Source organism: Micromonospora sp. WMMC415, from assembly GCF_009707425.1.
Taxonomy (GTDB): Bacteria; Actinomycetota; Actinomycetes; order Mycobacteriales; family Micromonosporaceae; genus Micromonospora.
In genome coordinates, this window is sequence record NZ_CP046104.1 from 2,952,421 (window position 1) to 2,974,190 (window position 21,770).

Annotated in this window: 22 protein-coding genes; 12 read left to right on the forward strand and 10 right to left on the reverse strand. The window is 73.9% G+C overall.

Going from position 1 to position 21,770, the window contains the following annotated elements; genetic code table 11:
- The first annotated feature begins 53 nt into the window (after nt 1-53).
- Nucleotides 54-2,015: an asparagine synthase (glutamine-hydrolyzing) gene (asnB, locus tag GKC29_RS14175; protein ID WP_155331282.1), complete on the forward strand. Its 1,962-nt coding sequence runs from the start codon at nt 54-56 to the stop codon at nt 2,013-2,015.
- Between the two features lie 70 nt (nt 2,016-2,085).
- Here asnB and GKC29_RS14180 read toward each other — a convergent pair whose 3' ends face one another.
- Entirely contained in the window at nt 2,086-3,189 is a 1,104-nt protein-coding gene (locus GKC29_RS14180; RefSeq protein ID WP_155331283.1) for a lytic polysaccharide monooxygenase, read from the reverse strand.
- Between the two features lie 384 nt (nt 3,190-3,573).
- On the opposite strand from GKC29_RS14180, the gene GKC29_RS14185 reads away from it, so the two are divergent.
- The gene (locus GKC29_RS14185) at nt 3,574-4,509 is read left to right on the forward strand and encodes a PfkB family carbohydrate kinase (protein ID WP_155331284.1); all 936 of its coding nucleotides are present in this window, start codon (nt 3,574-3,576) and stop codon (nt 4,507-4,509) included.
- A 145-nt stretch (nt 4,510-4,654) separates the two neighbouring features.
- On the opposite strand, the gene GKC29_RS14190 is transcribed toward GKC29_RS14185, so the two are convergent.
- Together GKC29_RS14190 and GKC29_RS14195 are read right to left on the reverse strand one after the other, a co-directional pair.
- Complete coding sequence (locus GKC29_RS14190) at nt 4,655-5,512, reverse strand: MBL fold metallo-hydrolase (protein ID WP_155331285.1); 858 nt, start codon at nt 5,510-5,512, stop codon at nt 4,655-4,657.
- On the reverse strand, nt 5,509-5,904 hold the full coding sequence (locus GKC29_RS14195) for a thioesterase family protein (RefSeq protein WP_155331286.1): 396 nt from the start codon (nt 5,902-5,904) through the stop codon (nt 5,509-5,511). Before GKC29_RS14195 ends, GKC29_RS14190 begins: the two co-directional genes overlap by 4 nt.
- Before the next feature lie 134 nt (nt 5,905-6,038).
- Here GKC29_RS14195 and GKC29_RS14200 point away from each other — a divergent pair, with 134 nt between their 5' ends.
- Nucleotides 6,039-7,103 carry a phosphatase PAP2 family protein gene (locus GKC29_RS14200; protein ID WP_155331287.1) on the forward strand — a complete coding sequence of 355 codons (1,065 nt, stop codon included), beginning with the start codon at nt 6,039-6,041 and terminating at the stop codon, nt 7,101-7,103.
- A 9-nt stretch (nt 7,104-7,112) separates the two neighbouring features.
- Here the strand turns inward: GKC29_RS14200 and GKC29_RS14205 are convergent, their stop codons facing one another.
- From GKC29_RS14205 to GKC29_RS14215, 3 genes are read right to left on the reverse strand one after another with little or no spacing between them, the layout of a single operon-like run.
- Complete coding sequence (locus GKC29_RS14205; protein ID WP_155331288.1) at nt 7,113-8,588, reverse strand: PH domain-containing protein; 1,476 nt, start codon at nt 8,586-8,588, stop codon at nt 7,113-7,115.
- A complete protein-coding gene (locus GKC29_RS14210) occupies nt 8,585-9,211 on the reverse strand; it encodes a PH domain-containing protein (protein ID WP_370463341.1) in 627 nt (208 codons plus the stop codon). The genes GKC29_RS14205 and GKC29_RS14210 overlap by 4 nt, the downstream gene beginning before the upstream one ends.
- A 22-nt stretch (nt 9,212-9,233) precedes the next feature.
- On the reverse strand, nt 9,234-9,458 hold the full coding sequence (locus GKC29_RS14215; RefSeq protein ID WP_155331289.1) for a hypothetical protein: 225 nt from the start codon (nt 9,456-9,458) through the stop codon (nt 9,234-9,236).
- A 239-nt stretch (nt 9,459-9,697) separates the two neighbouring features.
- On the opposite strand from GKC29_RS14215, the gene GKC29_RS14220 reads away from it, so the two are divergent.
- The 3 genes from GKC29_RS14220 to GKC29_RS14230 are packed head-to-tail and all read left to right on the forward strand — an operon-like array spanning nt 9,698 to nt 12,731.
- Entirely contained in the window at nt 9,698-10,804 is a 1,107-nt protein-coding gene (locus GKC29_RS14220; protein ID WP_155331290.1) for a MoxR family ATPase, read from the forward strand.
- Entirely contained in the window at nt 10,783-11,784 is a 1,002-nt protein-coding gene (locus GKC29_RS14225; RefSeq protein WP_155334135.1) for a DUF58 domain-containing protein, read from the forward strand. Before GKC29_RS14220 ends, GKC29_RS14225 begins: the two co-directional genes overlap by 22 nt.
- Entirely contained in the window at nt 11,781-12,731 is a 951-nt protein-coding gene (locus GKC29_RS14230) for a VWA domain-containing protein (protein ID WP_155331291.1), read from the forward strand. Before GKC29_RS14225 ends, GKC29_RS14230 begins: the two co-directional genes overlap by 4 nt.
- Nucleotides 12,732-12,801: 70 nt before the next feature.
- Here GKC29_RS14230 and GKC29_RS14235 read toward each other — a convergent pair whose 3' ends face one another.
- Nucleotides 12,802-12,954, reverse strand: coding sequence for a hypothetical protein (locus GKC29_RS14235; protein WP_155331292.1), 153 nt, complete (start codon nt 12,952-12,954; stop codon nt 12,802-12,804).
- Nucleotides 12,955-13,371: 417 nt separating this feature from the next.
- Here GKC29_RS14235 and fabG point away from each other — a divergent pair, with 417 nt between their 5' ends.
- The 4 genes from fabG to GKC29_RS14255 all read left to right on the forward strand — a co-directional run bounded on the left by fabG (nt 13,372) and on the right by GKC29_RS14255 (nt 16,821).
- Nucleotides 13,372-14,076 carry a beta-ketoacyl-ACP reductase gene (fabG, locus tag GKC29_RS14240; RefSeq protein WP_155331293.1) on the forward strand — a complete coding sequence of 235 codons (705 nt, stop codon included), beginning with the start codon at nt 13,372-13,374 and terminating at the stop codon, nt 14,074-14,076.
- 23 nt (nt 14,077-14,099) lie between these two features.
- The gene (gene fabI, locus GKC29_RS14245; protein ID WP_155331294.1) at nt 14,100-14,867 is read left to right on the forward strand and encodes an enoyl-ACP reductase FabI; all 768 of its coding nucleotides are present in this window, start codon (nt 14,100-14,102) and stop codon (nt 14,865-14,867) included.
- 107 nt (nt 14,868-14,974) lie between these two features.
- Nucleotides 14,975-16,006, forward strand: coding sequence for a ferrochelatase (locus tag GKC29_RS14250; RefSeq protein ID WP_155331295.1), 1,032 nt, complete (start codon nt 14,975-14,977; stop codon nt 16,004-16,006).
- Nucleotides 15,955-16,821 (forward strand): HAD-IIA family hydrolase, encoded by an 867-nt coding sequence (locus tag GKC29_RS14255; RefSeq protein WP_196255872.1) that lies wholly within the window; start codon nt 15,955-15,957, stop codon nt 16,819-16,821. The genes GKC29_RS14250 and GKC29_RS14255 overlap by 52 nt, the downstream gene beginning before the upstream one ends.
- A 6-nt stretch (nt 16,822-16,827) precedes the next feature.
- Here GKC29_RS14255 and GKC29_RS14260 read toward each other — a convergent pair whose 3' ends face one another.
- Complete coding sequence (locus GKC29_RS14260) at nt 16,828-17,586, reverse strand: alpha/beta fold hydrolase (protein WP_155331297.1); 759 nt, start codon at nt 17,584-17,586, stop codon at nt 16,828-16,830.
- Between the two features lie 28 nt (nt 17,587-17,614).
- Here GKC29_RS14260 and GKC29_RS14265 point away from each other — a divergent pair, with 28 nt between their 5' ends.
- The gene (locus GKC29_RS14265; RefSeq protein WP_155331298.1) at nt 17,615-18,220 is read left to right on the forward strand and encodes a TetR/AcrR family transcriptional regulator; all 606 of its coding nucleotides are present in this window, start codon (nt 17,615-17,617) and stop codon (nt 18,218-18,220) included.
- A 301-nt stretch (nt 18,221-18,521) separates the two neighbouring features.
- On the opposite strand, the gene GKC29_RS14270 is transcribed toward GKC29_RS14265, so the two are convergent.
- Nucleotides 18,522-19,316 carry a hypothetical protein gene (locus tag GKC29_RS14270; RefSeq protein WP_155331299.1) on the reverse strand — a complete coding sequence of 265 codons (795 nt, stop codon included), beginning with the start codon at nt 19,314-19,316 and terminating at the stop codon, nt 18,522-18,524.
- Between the two features lie 225 nt (nt 19,317-19,541).
- Between GKC29_RS14270 and GKC29_RS14275 the strand changes: the two genes are divergently transcribed.
- Nucleotides 19,542-20,357, forward strand: coding sequence for a DUF3097 domain-containing protein (locus GKC29_RS14275; RefSeq protein ID WP_155331300.1), 816 nt, complete (start codon nt 19,542-19,544; stop codon nt 20,355-20,357).
- Nucleotides 20,358-20,426: 69 nt separating this feature from the next.
- On the opposite strand, the gene GKC29_RS14280 is transcribed toward GKC29_RS14275, so the two are convergent.
- Entirely contained in the window at nt 20,427-21,734 is a 1,308-nt protein-coding gene (locus GKC29_RS14280; protein ID WP_155331301.1) for a serine hydrolase, read from the reverse strand.
- Nucleotides 21,735-21,770: the final 36 nt, after the last annotated feature.

The following is a 21,770-nucleotide window of genomic DNA, read 5'->3' on the forward strand; positions in this document are numbered from 1 at the left end:
GGTTCGCCGGACGGCCGCGACGGCTGTGACGGACGCGTGGAAAGATGACGACCATGTGCGGACTCCTGGCCTTCTTCAGCGCGCGCGGCGACGCCGCCGCCCACCGCGACCACATCGCCGGGGCGTTGGAATGCCTACACCACCGCGGCCCGGACGAGACCGGGGTCGAGGTGGTCGGCGACGCGACCGGCCGGTACGCGGACGGGGTGTTCGCCCACAAGCGGCTGGCGATCATCGACGTGGCCTCCAGCCACGAGCCGCTGCCGTACGCGAACGGGCGCTACCTGCTGACCTTCAACGGCGAGATCTACAACTACATCGAGCTGCGGGAGGAGTTGGCCCGCGACTTCGGCGCGCAGTTCGCCACGGCGGGCGACGGCGAGGTGATCGTCGCCGGCTACCACTACTGGGGTGAGCGGGTGCTCACGCGGCTGCGGGGCATGTTCGCGTTCGTCATCTGGGACCGGCAGGAGCGGCGCGCGTTCGGCGGCCGGGACTACTTCGGCATCAAACCGCTGCACTACCTGGAGACCGCCGACGGCCTCTACCTCGCCTCCGAGAAGAAGGCACTGCTGCCGTTCGCACCGGCCAACTACGCCGGTGACGCCGGCATCGACACGGCGAACCTCAGTCACTACCTGACCCTCCAGTACGTGCCCGAGCCGGGCACCCTGCACCAGGGCATCCGCCGGATCGGCTCCGGCGAGTACCTGACCTGGACGCCGGGCGGTCGCATCGACGTCCGCCGCTGGTACCGGCCGGTCTTCCGGCCCGCCCCGGTCCCGGACGAGCAGAAGCTCTACCACGAGATCCGGGAGACGCTGCGGGAGAGCGTCCGGATGCACATGCGCTCGGACGTGCCGGTCGGCTCGTTCCTGTCCAGCGGCATCGACTCCACCGCGGTGGTGGCCCTCGCCCGCGAGTTCAACCCGAACATCCTGACCTTCACGGTCGGCTACGACGTCCCCGGCTACTCCGAGATCGACGTCGCCCAGGAGTCGGCCCGCCACCTCGACGTGACCACGATCCCGACCAAGATCGGGCCGCAGGACATGATCGAGGCGCTTCCGAAGATCGTCTGGCACCTGGACGACCCGGTCGCCGACCCGGCGCTGGTGCCGCTGTACTTCGTGGCGAAGAAGGCCGCGGAGCACGTCACCGTGGTGCTCTCCGGCGAGGGCGCGGACGAGTTCTTCGGCGGCTACACGATCTACCGGGAGCCGCTGTCGCTCAGCACGGTCAACGGGCTGCCCGGCGGCGTGCAGAAGGGGCTGCGGGCGGTGTCCAAGGCCATCCCGCAGGGCGTCAAGGGCAAGAGCTTCCTGGAGCGCGGCACCACCCCGATCGAGGAGCGGTACTACGGCAACGCGCGGATGTTCACCGAGGAGGAGAAGCAGCAGCTGCTGCGCCGGTACGACCCCTCGGTGCGCTACACCGACGTCACCGCCCCGATCTACGCCGAGTGCACGGAGCTCGACGACGTCACCAAGATGCAGTACGTCGACCTCTACACCTGGCTGCGCGGCGACATCCTGGTCAAGGCCGACCGGATCTCGATGGCGCACTCGCTGGAGGTGCGGGTGCCCTTCCTCGACCGCGAGGTCTTCGAGGTCGCGTCGAAGATCCCGGTCGAGCTGAAGCTCCCGCCCCGCTCCGACGCCACGAAGTACGCGATGCGCCAGGCGCTGCAGGGGGTCGTGCCGCCGGCCATCGTCAACCGGAAGAAGCTGGGCTTCCCCACGCCGACCCGGGTCTGGCTGCGCGGCGAGATGTACGAGTGGGCCCGGCACGTGCTGGCCACCTCCGGCGCGGGCGACCTGCTGGACCTGTCGTACGCGCTGCGCCTGCTCGAGGAGCACAAGCGGGAGGAGGCGGACCACTCCCGCAAGGTGTGGACGGTGCTCATCTTCTGCATCTGGCACGCGATCTTCGTCGCGAAGACCCTCGACCCGGGCATCCAGCGCAACCAGTCCGCCCTGCTCACCAAGCCCGTGGTGGGCAGCATGGTCCGCTGAGGTGTAAGGAAGGGCCCCCTGTTAACGCCTGGTGCATAGCAGGGGGCCCTTCTTAACCCGGCCCCGGGCGTCAGCGACCGGTGCAGGTGACCGTCGGGAGGGTGTTGGTGCCCGTGGTGTTGGCGAGGAAGCCGAACGTGGTTCTTCCCTCGGGTGCCAGCGTGCCGTTGTACGACGCGTTGGTCACGGTCACCGACGACCCGGAACCGGTGTGCGTCCCGTTCCAGACCTGGGTGATCGTCTGCCCGCTGGGCCAGGTCCAGGTGGCCGTCCACCCCGACCAGGTCGAGGTGGTGTGGTTCATGATCTCGACCTCGCCCTGGAAGCCGCCGGACCACGAGTTGACCACCTTGTAGACCGCCATGCAGTCGCCGCTGTGCGGCGGCGGGGTGGTGGGGTTCGGCGGGGGAGTGGTGGGGTTGGGCGGCGGCGTGGTCGGGTTCGGCGGTGGGGTGTTGCCGCCGGAACCGATCCCGGTCACCTCACCGTTGCCGCCGTCGAACGTCACGTCCGAGCAGCCGAAGAAGTTCTCCTGGCTGTCCGAGCGGACCCACCGCGAGTAGATGATGTGCCGGCCGCTCTTGTTGGCCGGCAGCGCGCCGGTGAAGTAGTAGTGGCCGTCGTTGGTGCCCACCGCGCCCCGCTGCGGCGGGTTGGTGACGGTGAGGAACGGCTGCTCCTCCAGGTCGCTCCAGGCCAGCGGACGGGTCGGGCTCCAGCTGTCCTTGGTGACGTAGAAGTAGAAGGTGCCCGGGTGGTGCGCCCAGTTGCTGTAGCGGAACTCCATCGTCCGGCCGGCCGTCAGGTGGGTCAGCGGCCAGTCGGTGCGGGCCAGATCGTAGCCGCGGAACCCGGAGTTGCCGCCGCTGCAGAGCTGGCCGTCCGGGATGAAGCCGACGGTTCGGCCGCCCGCGTCGGAGCGCAGCACACTGAACCAGTTGTAGAGCGAGTTCGCCCCGCTCTGGGCCACCGCGGCGGCGCAGGCGGGGTTGTTCGGGCGGATCTCTCCGGTGGCCGTCAGGCCGTCCTTCCAGCAGAGGAAGGTCCGACTGCCCGGCGTCATGGCGGCACCGTGGGCGGCGGCCGGCTCGGGACCGGCGGTGAGCGCGACGGCGCCCACGAGGAGGGTCGCGGCCGCGGTGAGCAGCGCGGCCGTACGGGAACGGTGGGACACGGGTACTCCTGACTCGCGGGGCGCGGACCGCCCCGCGGGTGACGCGCGGGCGGCACGGCCGGCCCGCGGCGACGAGCGGTCACGACGGTCGCGGCGGGCGTGCGGCAGGAGATGCGGGCACGCGCGCCGCAGCGGTCCGCCTCGCGGACCGGTGCCCTCGCGTGATGTCCCGGCGCCGGCGGTGCGGCAGCCCCCGCACCGCCCGGCATGCGCCATCCCATCACGGACGACCGGCCCGGTGCAATAGCCGTTGCTCGATGTGTAGAACGGGCCGCCCCGGCGCCCGGATCATCAGGAGGTGGCCTGCTGCGGCGCAGCCGCCGAGTGGGGACCCTCCGACCCGGCTACGGTGGGCGCGGAAGGGTTCGGCGGACGGAGGACCGGATGGGATACGCGGTGGTGCTCGGCGAGGCGCTGGTCGACCTCCTCGACGCCGAGTGGGACGGCGAGCCGGTCTACCGGCAGGCCGTCGGCGGCGGGCCGCTCAACGTGGCGGTCGCCGTGGCGCGGCTCGGCGGCGAGGTCCAGTTCGTCGGGTCGCTGGGCGACGACGCACTGGCCGCCCGCATCCGTGACTTCCTCAGCCGCTCCGGCGTCGGCCTGGCCGGCGCGGTCACCGCGCCGGCGCCGACCGCGCTCGCGGTGGCCACCTACACCGGTCCCGAGCCGGACTTCCGCTTCTACGGGGAGCCGCCCTCCTACGCGCTGCTCACCGTCGACGACCTGAACGCCGACCTGGTGGCCGGTGCGGGCGTCGCCTACTGCGGCTCGATCGTCCTGCTGCACCCGGCGACGCTCGCCGCCGCCCGCCACGCCTGGTCCCTCGCCACCGGCCTGCGGGTGTTCGACCCGAACGTCCGGCCCCGGCTGCTCGCCGGGCCGGCGGCGCTGGACGGGCTGCGGGCGGTGGTGGCCGAGTTCGCCGCCGGCGCCCACCTGGTCAAGCTGAGCAGCGCCGACGCCGCCCTGCTCTACCCTGGCGAGCCGGTCGAGGGCGTCGCCGCGTACCTGCGCGAGCTGGGCGCCGGCACCGTCGTGGTCACCCTCGGCGCCGCCGGCGCGGTGGTCGCCCCCGCCGGTGGCGATCCGGTACGCGTACCCGCGCCGAAGGTCGACGCGGTGGACGCGACCGGCGCCGGCGACGCGGTGATGGGGGCGCTCGTCGCGGACCTCCTCGCCGACGGCGAGCCCGTGGAGCCGGCCGGGTGGCACGAGCGGGTCGCCTTCGCGCTCCGGGTCGCCGGTCTCGTCTGCGAGTCGCGGGGCGGCGCCACCGCGATGCCCTCCCGCGCCGAGGTGGTCAACCGCTTCGCCGGCTGACGGCACGCGCGGTACCCCCCACCCCCGCCCCCCCGTCCCCGTTGATCATGGAGTTAGCGGGTGGTTCGATCTCCAAACCACCCGCTAACTCCATGATCAACGCGCACCCCCCGGCCGCCGGGTGGGGTGGGTGGGTGGGTGGGGGTTAGGGGGTGCCGTTTAGGTGGGCGTAGCCGCGGCGGGTGGCGGTGAGGGCCGGGCGGGCGCCGAAGGGGGACTCCGCGGCCACCCGCTCCGGCGGTGCGCCGCCGGTGTGGCCGGCGCGGATGAGCCACGCCAGGTCGGCGAGCTGCGCATGCTGGGCCCGGACGAACTCGGGATCCACCGGATCGCCGTGCCCGGGGACGACCACCGTGGCGGCCGTGGTCATCCGGAGCAGGTCGGCGACGGCCTCCGGCCACTGCAACGGGTACGACTCCTCGAAGGCCGGCGGCCCGCTCTGCTCGACGAGGTCCCCGGCGACCAGCACGTCGGCGTCGGGCACGTGCACGACCAGGTCCCCGGCGGTGTGCCCGCGACCGGGGTGGCGCAGCACCACCCGCCGGCCACCGACATCGAGCGTGGTCTCGGTGTGCACCGTGTGGGTCGGCGCCAGCAGGTCGGTGCCGGCCAGCTCGTCCGCCAGCGCCGGCTGCTCGTCGCGCATCTCCTCGTACGCCTCCCGGCGCAGCCGGTCCGGCTCGCGCATGGCGGCGGCGGCCAGCTCGTGCGCGTACACCGGGTGGGGTGGCTCACCGGCGAGCGTCGCGTTGCCGAAGCAGTGGTCGAAGTGGTGGTGCGTGTTCACCACGGTCCACGGGTGTGGGGTGACCGCCCGCGCCGCCTCGGCCAGCTCCGCCGCCTGCCGGGCCGTGGAGAGGGTGTCGACCAGCAGCGCCGCGCCGTCGCCCACGACCAGCGTGACGTTGACCCGCAGCAGCGGCTCGCACAGCACGTGCACCCGGTCGGCGACCTCGACGAAACGACCGGTGGCGAAGTGGCCGGGGGCGGAGCGGCCGGTCATGACGGCTGTGCGGCGCGCTCCACGAAGCGCTGCCGGTCGACCAGCAGCCGCTCCACCCGGCCGTCGGCGATCGTCGTGTCGCCGTCGGTGACGGACACCTCGAACAGCAGCCGCCGCCCGTCGACCTTCGCGAGGTGGGCGCGCGCCACCACGGTCCGCCCGACCGGCGTGGCCGCCCGGTGCTCCAACTCGACCCGCACCCCGACGGTCGTCGAGCCGCTCGGCATCCGGGTGGCGGTCGCCGCCACCGTGGCCGCCTCGGCCAGCGCGAGGACCCGCGGCGTGCCGAGCACCGGCACGTCCCCGGAGCCCACCGCCTGCGCCGTGTCGGCGTCGGTGACGGTCAGCTCGACGCGGGCGGTCAACCCCGCCGTGAAGGGCTGCTCCTGCATGTCCACAGCCTAAGCGACTCCTGTGGGAGCCCGCAGCGGCTGCGGCGGGCCACGCCTGAGCCGGAAACCACGGACGTCAACTCCCGGTGGTCCTCCGTCCGCCTCCACGGCGACCGCCGTTAACCTTGACCGCGATGTCTGTCGCGACCGACCCCCAGCCTCCCGCCCGCACCGACCCGACCCCGGTGGCCGAGGGCGGACGTCGCCGCGTGGTGGCGATGACCCTCTGGAGTGTCGGCTTCGTCGCCGGCTGGCTTCTCATCGGCCTGCCCACCGACCCGGCGTACGCGTTCCTGTGGATCTGGGCCGCGACGGTCGCGTGGAACTCCACCCGGCCGTGGCGCAGCCACCTCCGCTTCGCCCGGGACTGGCTGCCGGTCGTGCTGCTGCTCGTCGTCTACAACCTGTCCCGGGGCTTCGCCGACAACGGGGCGACGCCGCACGCGTACGAGTTGATCGTCGCCGACCGGCTGATGTTCGGCTGGGCCACCGGCGGGCAGGTCCCGACGGTCTGGCTCCAGCAGCACCTGTACCAGCCCGAGGTGCGGTGGTGGGACGTCCTCGCCAGCTGGGTCTACTTCTCGCACTTCGTGGTGGCGCTGGCCGCCGCCGCCGTGCTCTGGCTGCGGGACCGGGGGCGGTGGGCCGCCTTCATGCGCCGCTGGGGCTTCCTCTGCGCCACCGGCCTGGTGACGTACTTCCTCTACCCGGCGGCCCCGCCCTGGTGGGCGGCGCAGAACGGGCTGCTGGAGGAGGTCGCCCGGATCTCCACCCGGGGCTGGAAGGCGTTCGGCCTGCACGGCGCCGGCAACCTGCTGAACGCCGGTCAGATCGCTTCGAACCCGGTCGCCGCGATGCCGTCGCTGCACACCGCGTTCGCCCTGTTCGTCGTGCTGTTCTTCCTGCGCGCGACGCGGAAGCGGTGGTGGCCGCTGCTGCTCGCGTACCCCCTCGCCATGACGTTCACCCTGGTCTACTGCGGCGAGCACTACGTGATCGACGTGCTGGTCGGCTGGGCGTACGTGGGGATGACCTTCCTCGCCGTCGGCCTGGGGGAGCGCTGGTGGGCGGCGCGGCGCGGCCGGCGTACCCAGCGCTCGTGGTCCATCCCGCACCCGCGCTCCGGGCGTACCCTCGACGGGCCGGTGGCCGACGAGGTGCCCGCGGCGGGCGACGGCGCGGTGTCCGCCGGCCGCTGACCGCGGGGGTCAGCCGGCGCGGCGCGCGGCGTGCGACCGGGCCGTCAGCTCCGCCGCCAGGGCCCACGCCTCGGCCACGTCCCGGTCCTGCGCGGCGGCGCCGGCGCCGCCGGCCGTGTCGGCGTGCACCGTCGCCAGCCGCAGCCGCCGCTGCGCCGGCCCCTGCACGACCCGCACGCTCTGGATCCGGGCGTACGGCACGACGACCACCTGTCGGGTGAGCAGGCCCGACCGGACGGCGAAGACCTTCCCGTGCAGCCCCGCGCCGAGCACCTGCCGGCTGAGCGGGTTGAGCCAGCGGGCCCGCGCCGGCGGTCGGGTCAGCGGCAGCTCGCCGAGGCGTACCCCGGGCAGCACCTCGGCGAGGATCGTCTCCGCCGTGCGCAGGTCGCCGACCGGGAGCAGCCGGTCCGGCCGGTTGCGCTCGTCGGACTCGCCCACCGCGTAGCCGGCCACCTCCAGCCGCAGCCGCAGCCACCCCTTGACCCGCCACAGCAGCGGCCAGGTCGCCCCGACCGTCTGCACCCGGTGCAGCGGCACGGTCTGTGCGCGGGTCTCCAGCAGCCCGTTGCGGACGCGCAGTGTGCCGGCGTCCCGGGCGAGCCGGAAGTTCCAGTCGTCCAGCACCCGGCGGATCGGTTGCAGCAGCACGCCCGCCATGGCGGTCAGCGTGCTCGCGACCGCGATGAACGACCAGGAACCCTCGGAGAGGAACTGCGCCACCACGAACGCCACGCCGAACGGAACCAGGAAGGCCTGCGGCGTGAGCAACTGGCTGAGCAGCAGATCCTGGTTGCGCACGGCGTGCAGCGGCCGGCCCGGCGGGACGGCCGCGTCGCCGGGCGCCGCACCCTCGGCCGGGGCCTCCGGTGCGGCGACGTCCTGGGGGGCGCGGCCGGCCAGGGCGAGCAGCCGCTGCCGCAGTGCCGCCGCGTCCGCGACGCTGATGTACGCCAGCGGCGCCTCGGTCTTGCCGCTGCCGACCACCTCCAGGCGCAGCTCCGCGAGACCGGTGAGCTGGGCGAGCAGCGGCCGGACCACCTCGACGGCCTGGAGCCGCTCCAACGGGATGGCGCGGGTACGCCGCCACAGCAGCCCCTCGTAGACGCGCAGCTCCCGGCCGACGACGTGGTAACCGGTGTTGTACCAGCTGATCACCGCGAGCACGGTGGCGCCCAGCGCGAGCACCGCCGCCATCACCGCGAACCAGCCGAGGCCCACCCGGGACAGCGTCGACCAGGAAAGCCCGGCGATCACCACCACCAGGGACTTGGCGCCGTGCAGCGCCGGGGACAGCGGGTGCAGCCGGTGCCGGGGCTCCGCCTGGCCGGCCGGGAGGCCGGGGCCGGGAGCCGCCGGATGGGGTCCGGGCGTCGGGAAGGCGCCGTGGTGCGGCGCGGCGCCGGAGGGTGGGTAGGGAGCGGGGTGCGGCTCCGGGGCGGGTGGCCGGACCTCCTCCGGGCCCCGCTCGGCGCGGTCGCTCACAAGCCCTCCGCCCGGTCCCTGCCGAGCGCGGTGAGCCGGTCACGCAGCCGGGACGCCTCGGCCGGAGGCAGCCCCGGCACGCGGGCGTCGCTGGCCGCCGCGGCGGTGTGCAACTGGACGGTGGCCAGGTCGAACGCGCGCTCCAACGGGCCGGCGCTGACGTCGACGAACTGCATCCGCGAGTACGGGACGATGGACAGCCGGCGGACCAGCAGGCCGTGGCGGACCAGCAGGTCGTCCTCGCGTTCGGCGTACCCCCAGGCGCGGACCGCGCGCACGATGGCGACCACCCGCAGGCAGCCGAGCAGCAGCACCACCGCGACCGCCGCGCCGAACAGCCCGCTGCCGCTGAGGGCCCAGCCGATGGCGAGCAGCGCCATGACGACGAGGAGGAGAGCGGCCAGCCGCAGCAGCTCGACCCAGATCAGGTTCGACGAGACGGACTGCCAGCGGACGGTCTCCGGCCACGGCTCCAGCGGGCCGGCCGGCGGCCGGCCGGGCGGCGCCGTGGGCGGGCCGGGCGGCGCCGTGGGCGGGCCGGGCGGGGCCGGTGGCCGGCCGGGCGGGGCCGAGGGCGGGTCGGTCGGCGCGGGCGGCGGCCCGGCGCGGTCGTCACCGCTCACCGCGGGAATCCGTTGTGCGCGCTCACGCTTCGAGGGTAGGCGATCCGGCCACCGGTACGACCTCACGCAGGAAGCCCCGCAGGTCGAGGAAGTCGCTGAGCGAGGTGCGGTGGTCGGCGCAGGCCAGCCAGGTCTTGCGCCGGGCGGCGTCGTGCAGGCGCGGATTGTTCCACCGCAGTGCCCACTCCGCGGGGGCGCGGCAGCCACGGGCCGAGCAGACCAGGGCGTCGGGTGCGGGGGTGTCCATCCCGGCCAGTCTAGGGTGGCGGGGAGGAGAAGATGAGCGCCGGGCGGCCACGGGGGGAGCCGCCCGGCGACGGGGTGAATCGTACACGTGCCGGCCCCGTTCCTGTCCACCCGTGATCGGCGATTCGGGGACACCGGACGGCGTGGCGGAAATCGGGTTCTCATCACCTCGGTGCTCAGCCGGGCATGTCAGTCTTGTAACGCACCACGCCCGACAACCGATCATGCTGTGGAGGACCGGTGGCCCAGCCGACCACGCCCGACGCCACGACCCCCGACGGGGCGGGCCCGGAGACACCCACCCCGGCGACGACGCCGGCGGAGGACGCGACGCTGCTGGAGCGGGCGCTGTTCGAGATCAAGCGGGTGATCGTCGGGCAGGACCGGATGGTCGAGCGGATGATGGTCGCGCTGCTCGCCCGTGGCCACTGCCTGCTGGAGGGCGTGCCGGGCGTCGCGAAGACGCTCGCCGTGGAGACCCTCGCGAAGGTCGTCGGCGGGACGTTCGCGCGCGTGCAGTTCACGCCCGACCTGGTGCCGGCCGACATCATGGGCACCCGGATCTACCGGCAGTCCAGCGAGAAGTTCGACGTCGAGCTGGGGCCGGTGTTCGTCAACTTCCTGCTCGCGGACGAGATCAACCGCGCACCGGCCAAGGTGCAGTCGGCGCTGCTGGAGGTGATGAGCGAGCGGCAGGTGTCGATCGGCGGCGAGACCCACCGGGTGCCCGACCCGTTCCTCGTGATGGCCACCCAGAACCCGATCGAGCAGGAGGGTGTCTACCCGCTGCCGGAGGCGCAGCGCGACCGCTTCCTCATGAAGATCATCGTGGGGTACCCGACGGACGCCGAGGAGCGGGAGATCGTGTACCGGATGGGCGTCGCGCCCCCGGAGCCCACGCCGGTGTTCGACACCCCGGACCTGGTCGCCCTCCAGCGCAAGGCCGACCAGGTCTTCGTGCACAACGCGCTGGTCGACTACGCGGTCCGGCTGGTGCTGGCCACCCGCAGCCCGGCCGAGCACGGCATGCCCGACGTCGCGCAACTCATCCAGTACGGTGCCAGCCCGCGCGCCTCCCTCGGCCTGGTCCGCGCCACGCGGGCCCTGGCGCTGCTGCGCGGCCGCGACTACGCGCTGCCGCAGGACGTGCAGGACATCGCCCCCGACATCCTCCGGCACCGGCTGGTGCTCAGCTACGACGCGCTCGCCGACGACGTGCCGGCCGACCATGTGGTGCACCGCGTGATGGCGACCATCCCGCTGCCGTCGGTCGCTCCGCGGCAGCAGGCCACGCCGACACCGGCCGCCGCGCCGCCGGGCGCCGGCTGGCCCGGGCAGCGGCCGTGACCTCACCCACCCGTCGGCCCCCCGACGCCACCCCCCGCGACCGCTCTGAGGCCGCCCTGTCGCGCCTGCAACTGCTCGTCACCCGCAAGCTCGACGGCCTCCTCCAAGGCGACTACGTCGGGCTGCTGCCCGGCCCGGGCAGCGAGGCGGGCGAGTCACGCGAGTACCGCCCCGGCGACGACGTACGCCGGATGGACTGGCCGGTCACCGCCCGGACGACGACGGCGCACGTGCGGCGTACGGTGGCCGACCGCGAGCTGGAGACGTGGCTCGCGGTGGACCTGTCGGCGAGCCTCGACTTCGGCACCGGCCGCTGGCTGAAGCGGGACGTGGTGGTGGCCGCGGCCGCCGCCCTCACTCACCTGACCGTGCGCGGTGGCAACCGGATCGGCGCCGTCGTCGGCACCGGTGACGAGCCCGCCGCGGGTGGTCGGCGACGCCGGCCGCCGGCGCCCGGGCCCGGCCTGTTCACCCGGCTGCCCGCCCGTTCCGGGCGCAAGGAGGCGCAGGGTCTGCTACGGGCGATCGCCGGCACCGAGATCCGCCCCGGGCGCGGGGACCTCGGCGTGCTCGTGGACATGCTGAACCGGCCGCCCCGCCGGCGGGGCGTGGCCGTGGTCGTCTCCGACTTTCTCGCGCCGCCCGCGCAGTGGGTCCGCCCGCTGCGGAAGCTCCGGGTCCGCCACGACCTGCTGGCCGTCGAGGTGGTCGACCCGCGTGAGCTGGAACTGCCCGACGTCGGCGTGCTCCCGGTGGTCGACCCGGAGACCGGCGAACTCCACGAGGTGCAGACCGCCGATCCGCGGCTGCGCGCCCGGTACGCCGAGGCCGCCGCGGCCCAGCGGGCGGAGATCGCCGCCGCGCTGCGCTCCGCCGGCGCCGCCCACCTACGACTGCGCACCGACCGAGACTGGCTGCTGGACATGGTGCGCTTCGTCGCCGCGCAGCGGCACGCCCGCACCCGGGGGACGACACGATGATCCGTTTTCTGCAACCGTGGTGGCTGCTGGCCGTGCTGCCGGTGCTCGCCCTCGCGGCGTTCTACGTGTGGCGGCAGCTGCACCGCCGGGCGTACGCGATGCGCTTCACCAATGTGGACCTGCTGCGTACGCTCGCGCCGAAGGGCCTGGGCTGGCGCCGGCACGTCCCCGCGGCGGCGTTCCTGCTCTCCCTGCTGGTGCTAGCCACCGCCCTGGCCCGGCCCGCGGTGGACACCCGGGAGCCCCTGGAGCGGGCCACCGTGATGCTGGCGATCGACGTGTCGCTGTCCATGCAGGCCGACGACGTGGCGCCGAACCGGTTGGCGGCGGCCCAGGAGGCGGCGAAGCAGTTCGTCGACGAACTGCCGGACAGCTACAACCTCGGCCTGGTCTCGTTCGCGAAGGCGGCCAACGTGCTGGTGTCCCCGACGAAGGACCGGCAGGCCGTGACGGCCGCCATCGACGGCCTGGTGCTGGCCGAGTCCACGGCGACCGGGGAGGCCGTGTTCACGTGCCTGGAGGCGATCCGGTCGGTGCCGGCCGACGGCGCCGCCGGGATTCCCCCGGCGCGGATCGTGCTGCTCTCCGACGGCTACCGCACCTCGGGACGGTCGGTCGAGGAGGCCGCGGCGGCGGCGCAGGCGGCCAACGTGCCGGTCTCCACCATCGCCTTCGGCACCGACGGCGGCCAGGTGGACATCGGTGGCCAGTTGCAGCGGGTGCCGGTCGACCGGCTGGCCCTGGCGGACCTGGCGGAGACGACCGAGGGGTACTTCTACGAGGCGGCGTCGGTGAGCGAACTCAAGCAGGTCTACCAGGACATGGGCTCGTCCATCGGGTTCCGGACCGAGCCCCGTGAGGTCACCCAGTGGTACGCGGGGGTGGCGCTGCTGTTCGCGCTCTGCGCGGGGGCGGCGAGCCTGCTGTGGTCGTCCCGGATCCTCTAGGACGACTCGCGTCGGTCCAGGGCCCGCCGCCGACGAATGGCGGCGACCGGTCCTGGACCGGCGCGGCGGGTCAGTGGCCGCCGTTGGCGAGGACGAAGAGGACGGCCACCCAGACGGCGGCCAGGGTGAAGCCCAGCGGGGCGACGTAACGGCTCATGGGATCGGCTCCGGTGGCGACTGGGCGCGGGCGTGGCAGCCCGCGGGGATGGGTCAGAACGCGCACACGAAGTCGTGACCGGGCGGCTCCGGCCGACACCAGCGGTCGTCCCGGCCGGCGGCCGGGTCGGACGGTGCGGGGAGCAGGGCTGGTCAGCCGGGCTGGCGGGTCAGGGCTCAGCGGGGCTGACGGGGGTCCCGGCCACGACTGGGAGGATCGCTATCTCGCACAGCGATCACCTCCTGCGGTCGGCGGGGCCCGAAACGCGAGCCGGTTCCCGGCTCGCAAACGGGGATCATCGTACACCCGCCGCCGGCGGTGCGCGCACTCGGCCGACCGGCCGACGACACCCGTCCGCCCGGCCGGACGTGGCGTCCTTCACACCCCCGCTGACCAGGTACGACGTCTCCGGCGTTAGCGCTTACCTACCGGTAACCCCTAGGCTCCGACCGACGTGGAGATCGGCTGAGCAGAGGGGGAACCGTGGCCCGTACCGTCCTGGTCACCGGGGGCAACCGGGGGATCGGCCTGGCCATCGCGCAGGCCTTCGTCAAGCAGGGCGACCGGGTGGCGGTGACCCACCGCAGCGGCGACGCGCCCGAGGGGCTGTTCGGTGTCCGCTGCGACGTCACCGACTACGACTCGGTGGACGCGGCGTTCGGGACGATCGAGGCCGAGCTGGGGGCCGTTGAGGTGCTGGTCTCCAACGCCGGCATCACCGACGACACGCTGCTCATGCGGATGTCGGAGGAGCAGTTCACCCGCGTCCTGGACACCAACCTGACCGGCGCGTTCCGCTGCGCCAAGCGCGCCTCCGGCCGGATGCTGCGCGCCAAGTGGGGCCGCATGATCTTCATCTCGTCGGTGATCGGCCTGTACGGCGGCCCGGGCCAGGTCAACTACGCGGCCAGCAAGGCGGGCCTGGTCGGCGTCGCCCGCTCGATCACCCGCGAGCTGGGCAGCCGCAACATCACCGCAAACGTCGTCGCGCCCGGCTTCATCGACACCGACATGACGGCCGCGCTGCCCGAGGAGCGCCGCACCGAGTACCGCAAGGCCATCCCGGCGGGCCGGTTCGCCACCGCCGACGAGGTCGCCGGCGTGGTCACCTGGCTGGCCAGCGACACCGCGGCGTACATCAGCGGCGCGGTCATCCCGGTCGACGGCGGCCTCGGCATGGGCCACTGAGAAAGCACGGAGGACACACCGACATGTCAGGACTGCTGGCCGGTAAGCGGCTGCTGGTCACCGGGGTCATCACCGACGCCTCGATCGCCTTCTCGGTGGCGAAGCTCGCCCAGGAGAACGGCGCCCAGGTCGTGCTCACCGGCTTCGGCCGGCTCTCCCTGGTGGAGCGGATCGCGAAGCGTCTACCCGAGCCGGCGCCCGTGATCGAGCTGGACGTGACCAACGCCGAGCACCTCGCGGGGCTCGCCGACAAGGTACGCGAGCACGTCGACGGCCTGGACGGGATCGTCCACTCGATCGGCTTCGCCCCGCAGAGCTGCCTCGGCGGCGGTTTCCTCGACGCCCCCTGGGAGGACGTCGCGACCGCGCTGCACGTCTCGACGTACTCCTACAAGTCCCTGGCCATGGCCGCGCTGCCGCTGATGTCTCCCGGCGGCGCGGTGGTCGGTCTCACCTTCGACGCGACGAAGGCGTGGCCGGTCTACGACTGGATGGGCGTGGCCAAGGCCGGGCTGGAGTCGGCCTCCCGCTACCTGGCGCTGCACCTCGGCAAGCAGGGCATCCGCAGCAACCTGGTCGCGGCGGGCCCGCTGCGCACCATCGCCGCGAAGTCGATCCCCGGCTTCGATCAGTTCGAGGACGCGTGGACCGAGCGCGCCCCGCTGGGCTGGAGCCTGACCGACCAGGAGCCGGCCGCCCGCGCCTGCCTGGCGCTGCTGTCGGACTGGTTCCCGGCCACCACCGGCGAGATCGTCCACGTCGACGGCGGCTACCACGCCCTCGGCGCCTGAAAGGAGGGGCCCCTTCTTAACGTCTCCGGTAGAGGCGGGGCCCCTTCTTAACGCCCGGAATCGGGGGCGTCGTCTGCCCGGTCCGGGCCGCGGGCAAGAATGGGACCATGGTGTACGACGCGGTGGTGCTGGTTTCCTTCGGCGGGCCGGAGCGGCCCGAGGACGTGATGCCGTTCCTGCAGAACGTGACCCGGGGGCGGGGCGTGCCGCCGGAGCGGCTGACCGAGGTCGCCGAGCACTACCTGCACTTCGGCGGGGTCTCGCCGATCAACCAGCAGTGCCGTGAGCTGCTCGCCGCGATCCGGGAGGACTTCGCCGCCAACGGCGTCGACCTGCCGGTCTACTGGGGGAACCGGAACTGGGACCCGATGCTCGCCGACACGGTGGCCCGGATGCGCGACGACGGGGTGAAGCGGGCGCTGGCGTTCGTGACCAGCGCGTTCGGCGGCTACTCGTCCTGCCGGCAGTACCAGGAGGACATCGCCGCCGCCCGCGCCGCCGTCGGCCCGGACGCGCCGGTGGTCGAGAAGCTCCGGCAGTTCTGGGACCATCCCGGCTTCGTCGAGCCGCACGCCGACGCGGTGACGGCGGCGCTGGCCCAGCTCGACCCGGCGAAGCGGGAGAGCACCCGGATCGTGTTCACCGCCCACTCGATCCCCGTCTCGGCGGCGGCCACCGCGGGCCCGCACGGCGGCCGGTACGAGGCGCAGCTCGCCGAGACCGCCCGGCTGGTGCACGCGGCCGCCGCCCCGGACCTGCCGTACGACCTGGTGTGGCAGAGCCGGTCCGGCCCGCCGCAGGTGCCGTGGCTGGAGCCGGACGTCAACGACCACCTGGGCGCGCTGGCCGAGCAGGGGGTGACCAGCGTGGTGGTCAGCCCGATCGGGTTCGTCTCCGATCACCTCGAGGTGGTGTGGGACCTCGACACCGAGGCCCTGGAGACGGCGAAGCAGCTCGGTCTCGACTTCGTCCGTGCCCGCACGCCCGGCACCGACCCGCGGTTCGTCGCGATGGTGCGCGAACTGGTCCGCGAACGCACCGACCCGGCCGGCGCGACGCTGCGCCGCCGACTGGGCGAGCTGCCCATGTGGGACACCTGCCCGACCGCCTGCTGCGTCCCCGCCCGGCGCCCCTCCTGACCGCCCCGGCGGCCCGACACCCCCTGGGAATCACGATGCTTGACCGCAAGCCCGTCGAGAGCTGGCTCACCGACATGGACGGCGTGCTGGTCCACGAGGGCCAGCCGGTTCCCGGCGCACCGGAGTTCATCGCCAAGCTGCGCGCCTCCGGCAAGCCGTTCCTGGTGCTGACCAACAACTCGATCTACACGCCGCGGGACCTCCAGGCGCGGCTGGCCCGGATGGGGCTGGACGTCCCGGAGTCGGCGATCTGGTCGTCCGCGCTCGCCACCGCGCAGTTCCTGGCGGACCAGCGGCCGGGCGGCACCGCGTACGTCATCGGCGAGGCCGGGCTGACCACGGCCCTGCACGCGGTCGGCTACGTGCTCAGCGATTTCGCGCCCGACTACGTGGTGCTGGGGGAGACCCGCACCTACAGCTTCGAGGCGATCACCAAGGCGGTCCGGCTGATCAACGACGGGGCCCGGTTCATCTGCACCAACCCCGACGCGACCGGCCCCTCGGTGGAGGGGGCGCTGCCCGCCGCCGGGTCGGTCGCCGCGATGATCTCGAAGGCGACCGGTGTGGAGCCGTACTTCGTCGGCAAGCCCAACCCGATGATGATGCGTTCGGCGTTGAACACCATCAACGCCCACTCCGAGTCCACCGCGATGATCGGCGACCGGATGGACACCGACATCCTCTGCGGCCTGGAGGCCGGGCTGGAGACGATCCTGGTGCTCACCGGCATCAGCAGCCGCGCCGAGGCCGAGCGGTACCCGTACCGGCCGTCGCGGATCGTCGACTCCGTCGCCGACCTGATCGACGAGGTCTGAGGCCGGCTACCGCAGGAAGTCGGCGACCGCCGGCGCAAGCGTTTCCGCCGGTACCTGGTGCCATTCGCCGGGGAGGCTGCGGTGGACGGCGTTCGGCAGCATCGCCGCCGCGGTGGCGGCCATGCCGGTCAGATCGCCGCTGCTGCCCGCGCTGTCCAGCACCAGCGTCGGCACCGTCACGCGGCTGAGCAGCGCGGCCGTCGTCGCCTCGCTGAGCTGGCTGTCGTACGCGAAGGTGTGCGCGACCGACGCCATGGCCCGCCAGTGCGGCGAGCCGCGCATGCCGGCCACCACCTCCTCCGGCACCCCGATGCCGGTCAGGAAGAAGGCGACGGTGTCCTCGCCGGACGACTCTCGCAGCGCCGCCGTGAACGCCCGCTGCTCGGCGGAGTCCTCGGCCGGGTCGAGCGGCGGCTCCAGCAGGACCAGCCGGTGAACGTCGAGGCCGGCCGCCGCGGCGTGCAGCGCGAGGAGACAGCCGGACGAGTATCCGTACAGCGACGCGGGTGCGCCGACCGCCGTGACCAGCGCGGCGAGGTCCTCGACCTCCCGTGCCGGCGCGTACGGCGGGGTGTCGGCGCTGTCGCCGCGCCCGCGGCGGTCGTAGCGGAGGACGGTGAATTCCGGGGCGAGCTGGTCGGCGAGTTCGCGGAGGGAGCTGTTGGCCCGGAAGTGGCCGGCGGCGTCGATGAGGACCAGCGGCGGCCCCGACCCGGTGCTCTCGTACGCGATGCGGGTGCCGTCCCGCGAGGTGACCGTGGGCATGAACTGAACGGTACAGTACAGTTTTGGTGTGCGGAAAGACCTGAAACGGCGGACGATCCTCGACGCCGCCCTCGCCGAGTTCCTGAAACACGGCTACGTCGGCGCCGGGATGGACCGTGTCGCCGCCCGGGCCGGCGCGTCCAAGGTGACGGTGTACGCGCACTTCGCCGACAAGCACGCCCTGTTCGAAGCGGTGTTCACCCGGGCGGTCGCCGACGCCGAACAGGCCGGCTCGGCGTTCGTCGACGCGCTCGCCGAGTCCGACGACCTGCCGCGTGACCTGGGGGCGTTCGCCCGTGAGCACATCGTCGGCGTGACCCGGCCGCACCTGATCCAGCTGCGGCGGATGCTCATCGCCGAGGCGGGCCGCTTCCCCGACCTGGCCCGCGCCTGGCACCGCGCCGCGCCCGAGCGCGCCCACGCCACCCTCGCCGGTGTCATCACGCGGCTCACCGAGCGGGGGCTGCTGCGCGCGCCCGACCCGCTGCTCGCCGCGCAGCACCTCAACTACCTGATCCTGTCGATCCCGCTGAACGAGGCGATGTTCGGCGTCCGCGACACGTTCCCCGAGGCGGACCTGCACCGCTGGGCCGACGAGGCGGTGCGGGTCTTCCTGGCGGCGTACGGGACGTAAGGATCGCCGGAGACCCCGCCGGCACCCTCGGGTGGCCCCTCGCTCCGCCGTCCCCGACTGTCCCGCGTCCCTCCCTTTGCTCTGCTTCAACGGACGCAACGGTTTTGTGCCGGAACCGGTGCGTGGGTTGAAGCAGAGCAAAGGGGCCGACGGGTATGTCGCCCGGCCGGAGAGGCGACCCGATCGGAGCGAACACGGCAGGCCGGGCCGGCGCGGAGGCGAACACGCAGGCCGGGCCGGTGCCAAGCGAGTACGGCACGCGGGGCGGACGCGGCGACCGGACCGGTGGGGCCGGCGTGGGCTACGCGCGCAGCGGGGCGTTGCAGGCGGCGACCAGCGCCTGCCGGCAGGCGGTGGTCAGTGGGCGCAACGCGGCGTCGCGCTGCTGGGCCTCGTAGTTGTTGATCGCGCCGCCGGGCGCGGCGTGCCCGGCCAGGGCGAGCACCCGGTCGAGTACGGCGGCGCGGGCGAACAGCCGGCGGGCGCGCGGGTCGAAACCGGGCGGCAGGTCGGTGGTGCCGTCGGGGCGGCGCAGCGCCTCCAGGGCTCCGGCCAGCTCGGGGCGCCACTGCGCCACGTCCAGCCGGGTCAGTGCCGCGGTGGTCTCGGCCAGCGCGGCGGCCAGCTCGGCCTCCGCCTCGGCGGCGCCGGGCAGCGCGAGCGACGCCGCCGGGGCGTCGGCGGGCAGCGGGTAGACCCGCCACAGCACCGTCTCGAACGTGTCCCCGGAGCCGGAGGTGTGCGTGCGGACCTGCGGGATCAGGCCGAGCGCGCCGGCCACCACCGCCTCGCCCGCGAGCAGCGCCGCACCGGCGAAGTCACCCGGCCCGGGCAGCCCCCGCGGGTCACCCGGGGCGGGCAGCACCAGGCGGATCTCGTCCGGCGAGAGCTTGGCGAGGGTGGGCAGGGCCTCGGGCAGCGGGACGTCGGTCCAGGTGCCGGGGGCGTCCGCGACCAGGTGCTCCTCGTCACCGGCGATGGCGTCGGCGACCTCGTCGAAGGGCACCAGCCCGGCGCGCCACGCGCGTACCCAGGCAACGAACCGGCTGGACCGGCGCGGCGCGATGGTGGCGGCGCCCGCTGCGGGGGTGGACATGCCGAAAGGGTACGTGCTGACGACCGCCCCTGTCTCGACTGCCGCCCGTGCCGTCGGTCTCCCGCGCCCTGCTCGTCCCACTCTCACCGATCATGGAGTTGTGGTGGACGTTTCTGGCGTTCCGTGGCCTTTGTCAGGCACCGCAACTTCGTGATCGACGAGGGCCGGGCGGGCGGGCGGCGTGGCGGGAGCGGGACGCGGGCACGGGTCGTTAGCGTGATCGGCATGGTGGGGCGGTACGACCAGGACGTGTTGGCGGGGGACTGGCGGCGGCGCAAGGTCACCCCGGAGGTGGACGCCGAGATCGACCTCGTGGTCGAGGACGCCGACTCGGGTTTCTGCGGGGCCGTCGTCGGTTTCGAGTCCGGCGCGGTGGTGCTGGAGGACCGGCACGGGCGGCGGCGCAACTTCCCGCTGCTGCCGGCGGCGTTCCTGCTCGACGGCCGGCCGGTGACGCTGCGCCGTCCGGCACGCCCCACGGTGCCGGCGGCCCGGCGGCGCACCGCCTCCGGCTCGATCGCTGTGGACAACGTCCGCGCCCAGGTGGCCAAGGCCAGCCGGATCTGGGTGGAGGGGATCCACGACGCCGCCCTCGTCGAACGGATCTGGGGTGACGACCTGCGCATCGAGGGCGTCGTGGTGGAGCCACTGGACGGCATCGACGCCCTCGACGCGGAGGTCCGCGACTTCGCGCCCGGCCCGGGCCGGCGGCTCGGCGTCCTCGTCGACCACCTCGTGCCGAACTCCAAGGAGAGCCGGATCGTGGCCCGGGTGACCTCCCCGTACGTGCTGGTGACCGGGCACCCCTACGTCGACGTGTGGCAGGCGGTCAAGCCGGCGGCGCTGGGCATCGCGGCGTGGCCGGTGGTGCCGCCCGGCCGGCCCTGGAAGGAGGGGGTCTGCGCCGCTCTCGGCGTGGCCGAGCCCGCCGACATGTGGCGGCACATCCTCTCCCGGGTGGACAGCTTCGCCGACGTCGAGACACCACTGATCAACGCGATGGAGCGCCTGATCGACTTCGTCACCGAGCCGGAGGACTGAGGGGCCGCCCGGCACGTCGCGGGGGCCGGCCCGGCCCTGGCGCTGAGCCGGTCCGACGCCGCCGAGACCTCACGGCTCCTCGTCCGGGCTGCGGGTGAAGACGAACGTGGCGATGTCCAGCGCCACGGCCGCGCCGGCTCCGTCGCGCAGCACCGACAGGATCTCACCGTTCTCCGGCCCGGAGCGGCCCCGCCAGCGGTCCGGCCCCTCCACGGCGAACCGGCTGACCCGCTCGCCGCGTACGGCGGCCACCAGCTCGCCGGCCTCCCAGGTGACGTCCATCGGCACGCCCATCCACCACCAGCGCCCCGCCAGCCCGGCCACCTCGTCCGGCGGCGCGGCGGCGGGTCGCCAGGGCGCCGGGGGCACCGGCTCGGCGTCCAGCACCAGGTCGAGCAGCCGCAGGGCGAGACCGCCGATCCCGCCCTTGCGGAAGCCGTACGAGTTGGCGAAGCCGACCACGGCGGTGCGGCTCGCCCGGTGCACCGCGAGGGCGGCGACGTAGCCGGGCATCGAGCCGCCGTGGCCCACGTACACACGGTCGCCGCGCCGGTGGAGCTCCAGGCCGAGACCGTGCCCGCCGGTCCACGACTCCAGGTCGCTGATCACCACCGGCGCGCACATCTCGGTCACCGTCTCCGGCGTGAGCACGTCCGGGGCGGGGTCGGCGAGGAACGCCGCCCAGCGGGCCAGGTCCGCCACGGTGGACCAGAGCTGACCGGCGGGGGCCATCGCGCCGGTGTCCGTCCGGGGCTCCTCCCGCAGCGTGTCGGTCCAGGGGTGGACGACGTAGCCACGGGCGAACGGCTCGGTCGCGGCGTACGTGGTCCGGCGCATGTCGAGCGGCTCCAGGATCCGCTGCCGCAGCAGGTCCGCCCAGGCGGTGCCGGTGACCCGTTCGAGCACGCCGCCCAGCAGCCCGTAGGCCAGGTTCGAGTAGTGGTACGACCGGTGCGGCGGGTAGGCGATCTTGTCGGCGTGCAGCCCGGCGAGCAGTGCCGCCAGGTCCCCGCCCTCGGCCCGCTCCCACCAGGAGCCCACCGGCTCCCGTTGCAGGCCGCTCGCGTGGCCGAGCAGGTGCCGCAGGGTGAGCCCGCCGACCGGGGTGCCGGGCAGGTGCCGGTCGAGCGGGTCGTCCAGCGCCAGCCGGCCCGCGTCGCGCTCCTGCAGGACCAGGGTCGCCGTCATCGTCTTGCTGATCGAGCCGATGCGGTACTGGAGGTCGGCGTCCGGGCGGGGGGTGTCGCCGGCGGTGGCGAGGTGGGCGAGCGCGCCGTCCCGAACCAGGCCGATCGCGAGCGACGGCGTACGTCCGGCGGACTGCGCCTCGGCGACCAGGGTGTCGATCCGGCGGGCGGTCTCGGGCAGCAGGGACACAGGCTCTCCTCCTGGCGCGGCTGCCCGAAGCCTACT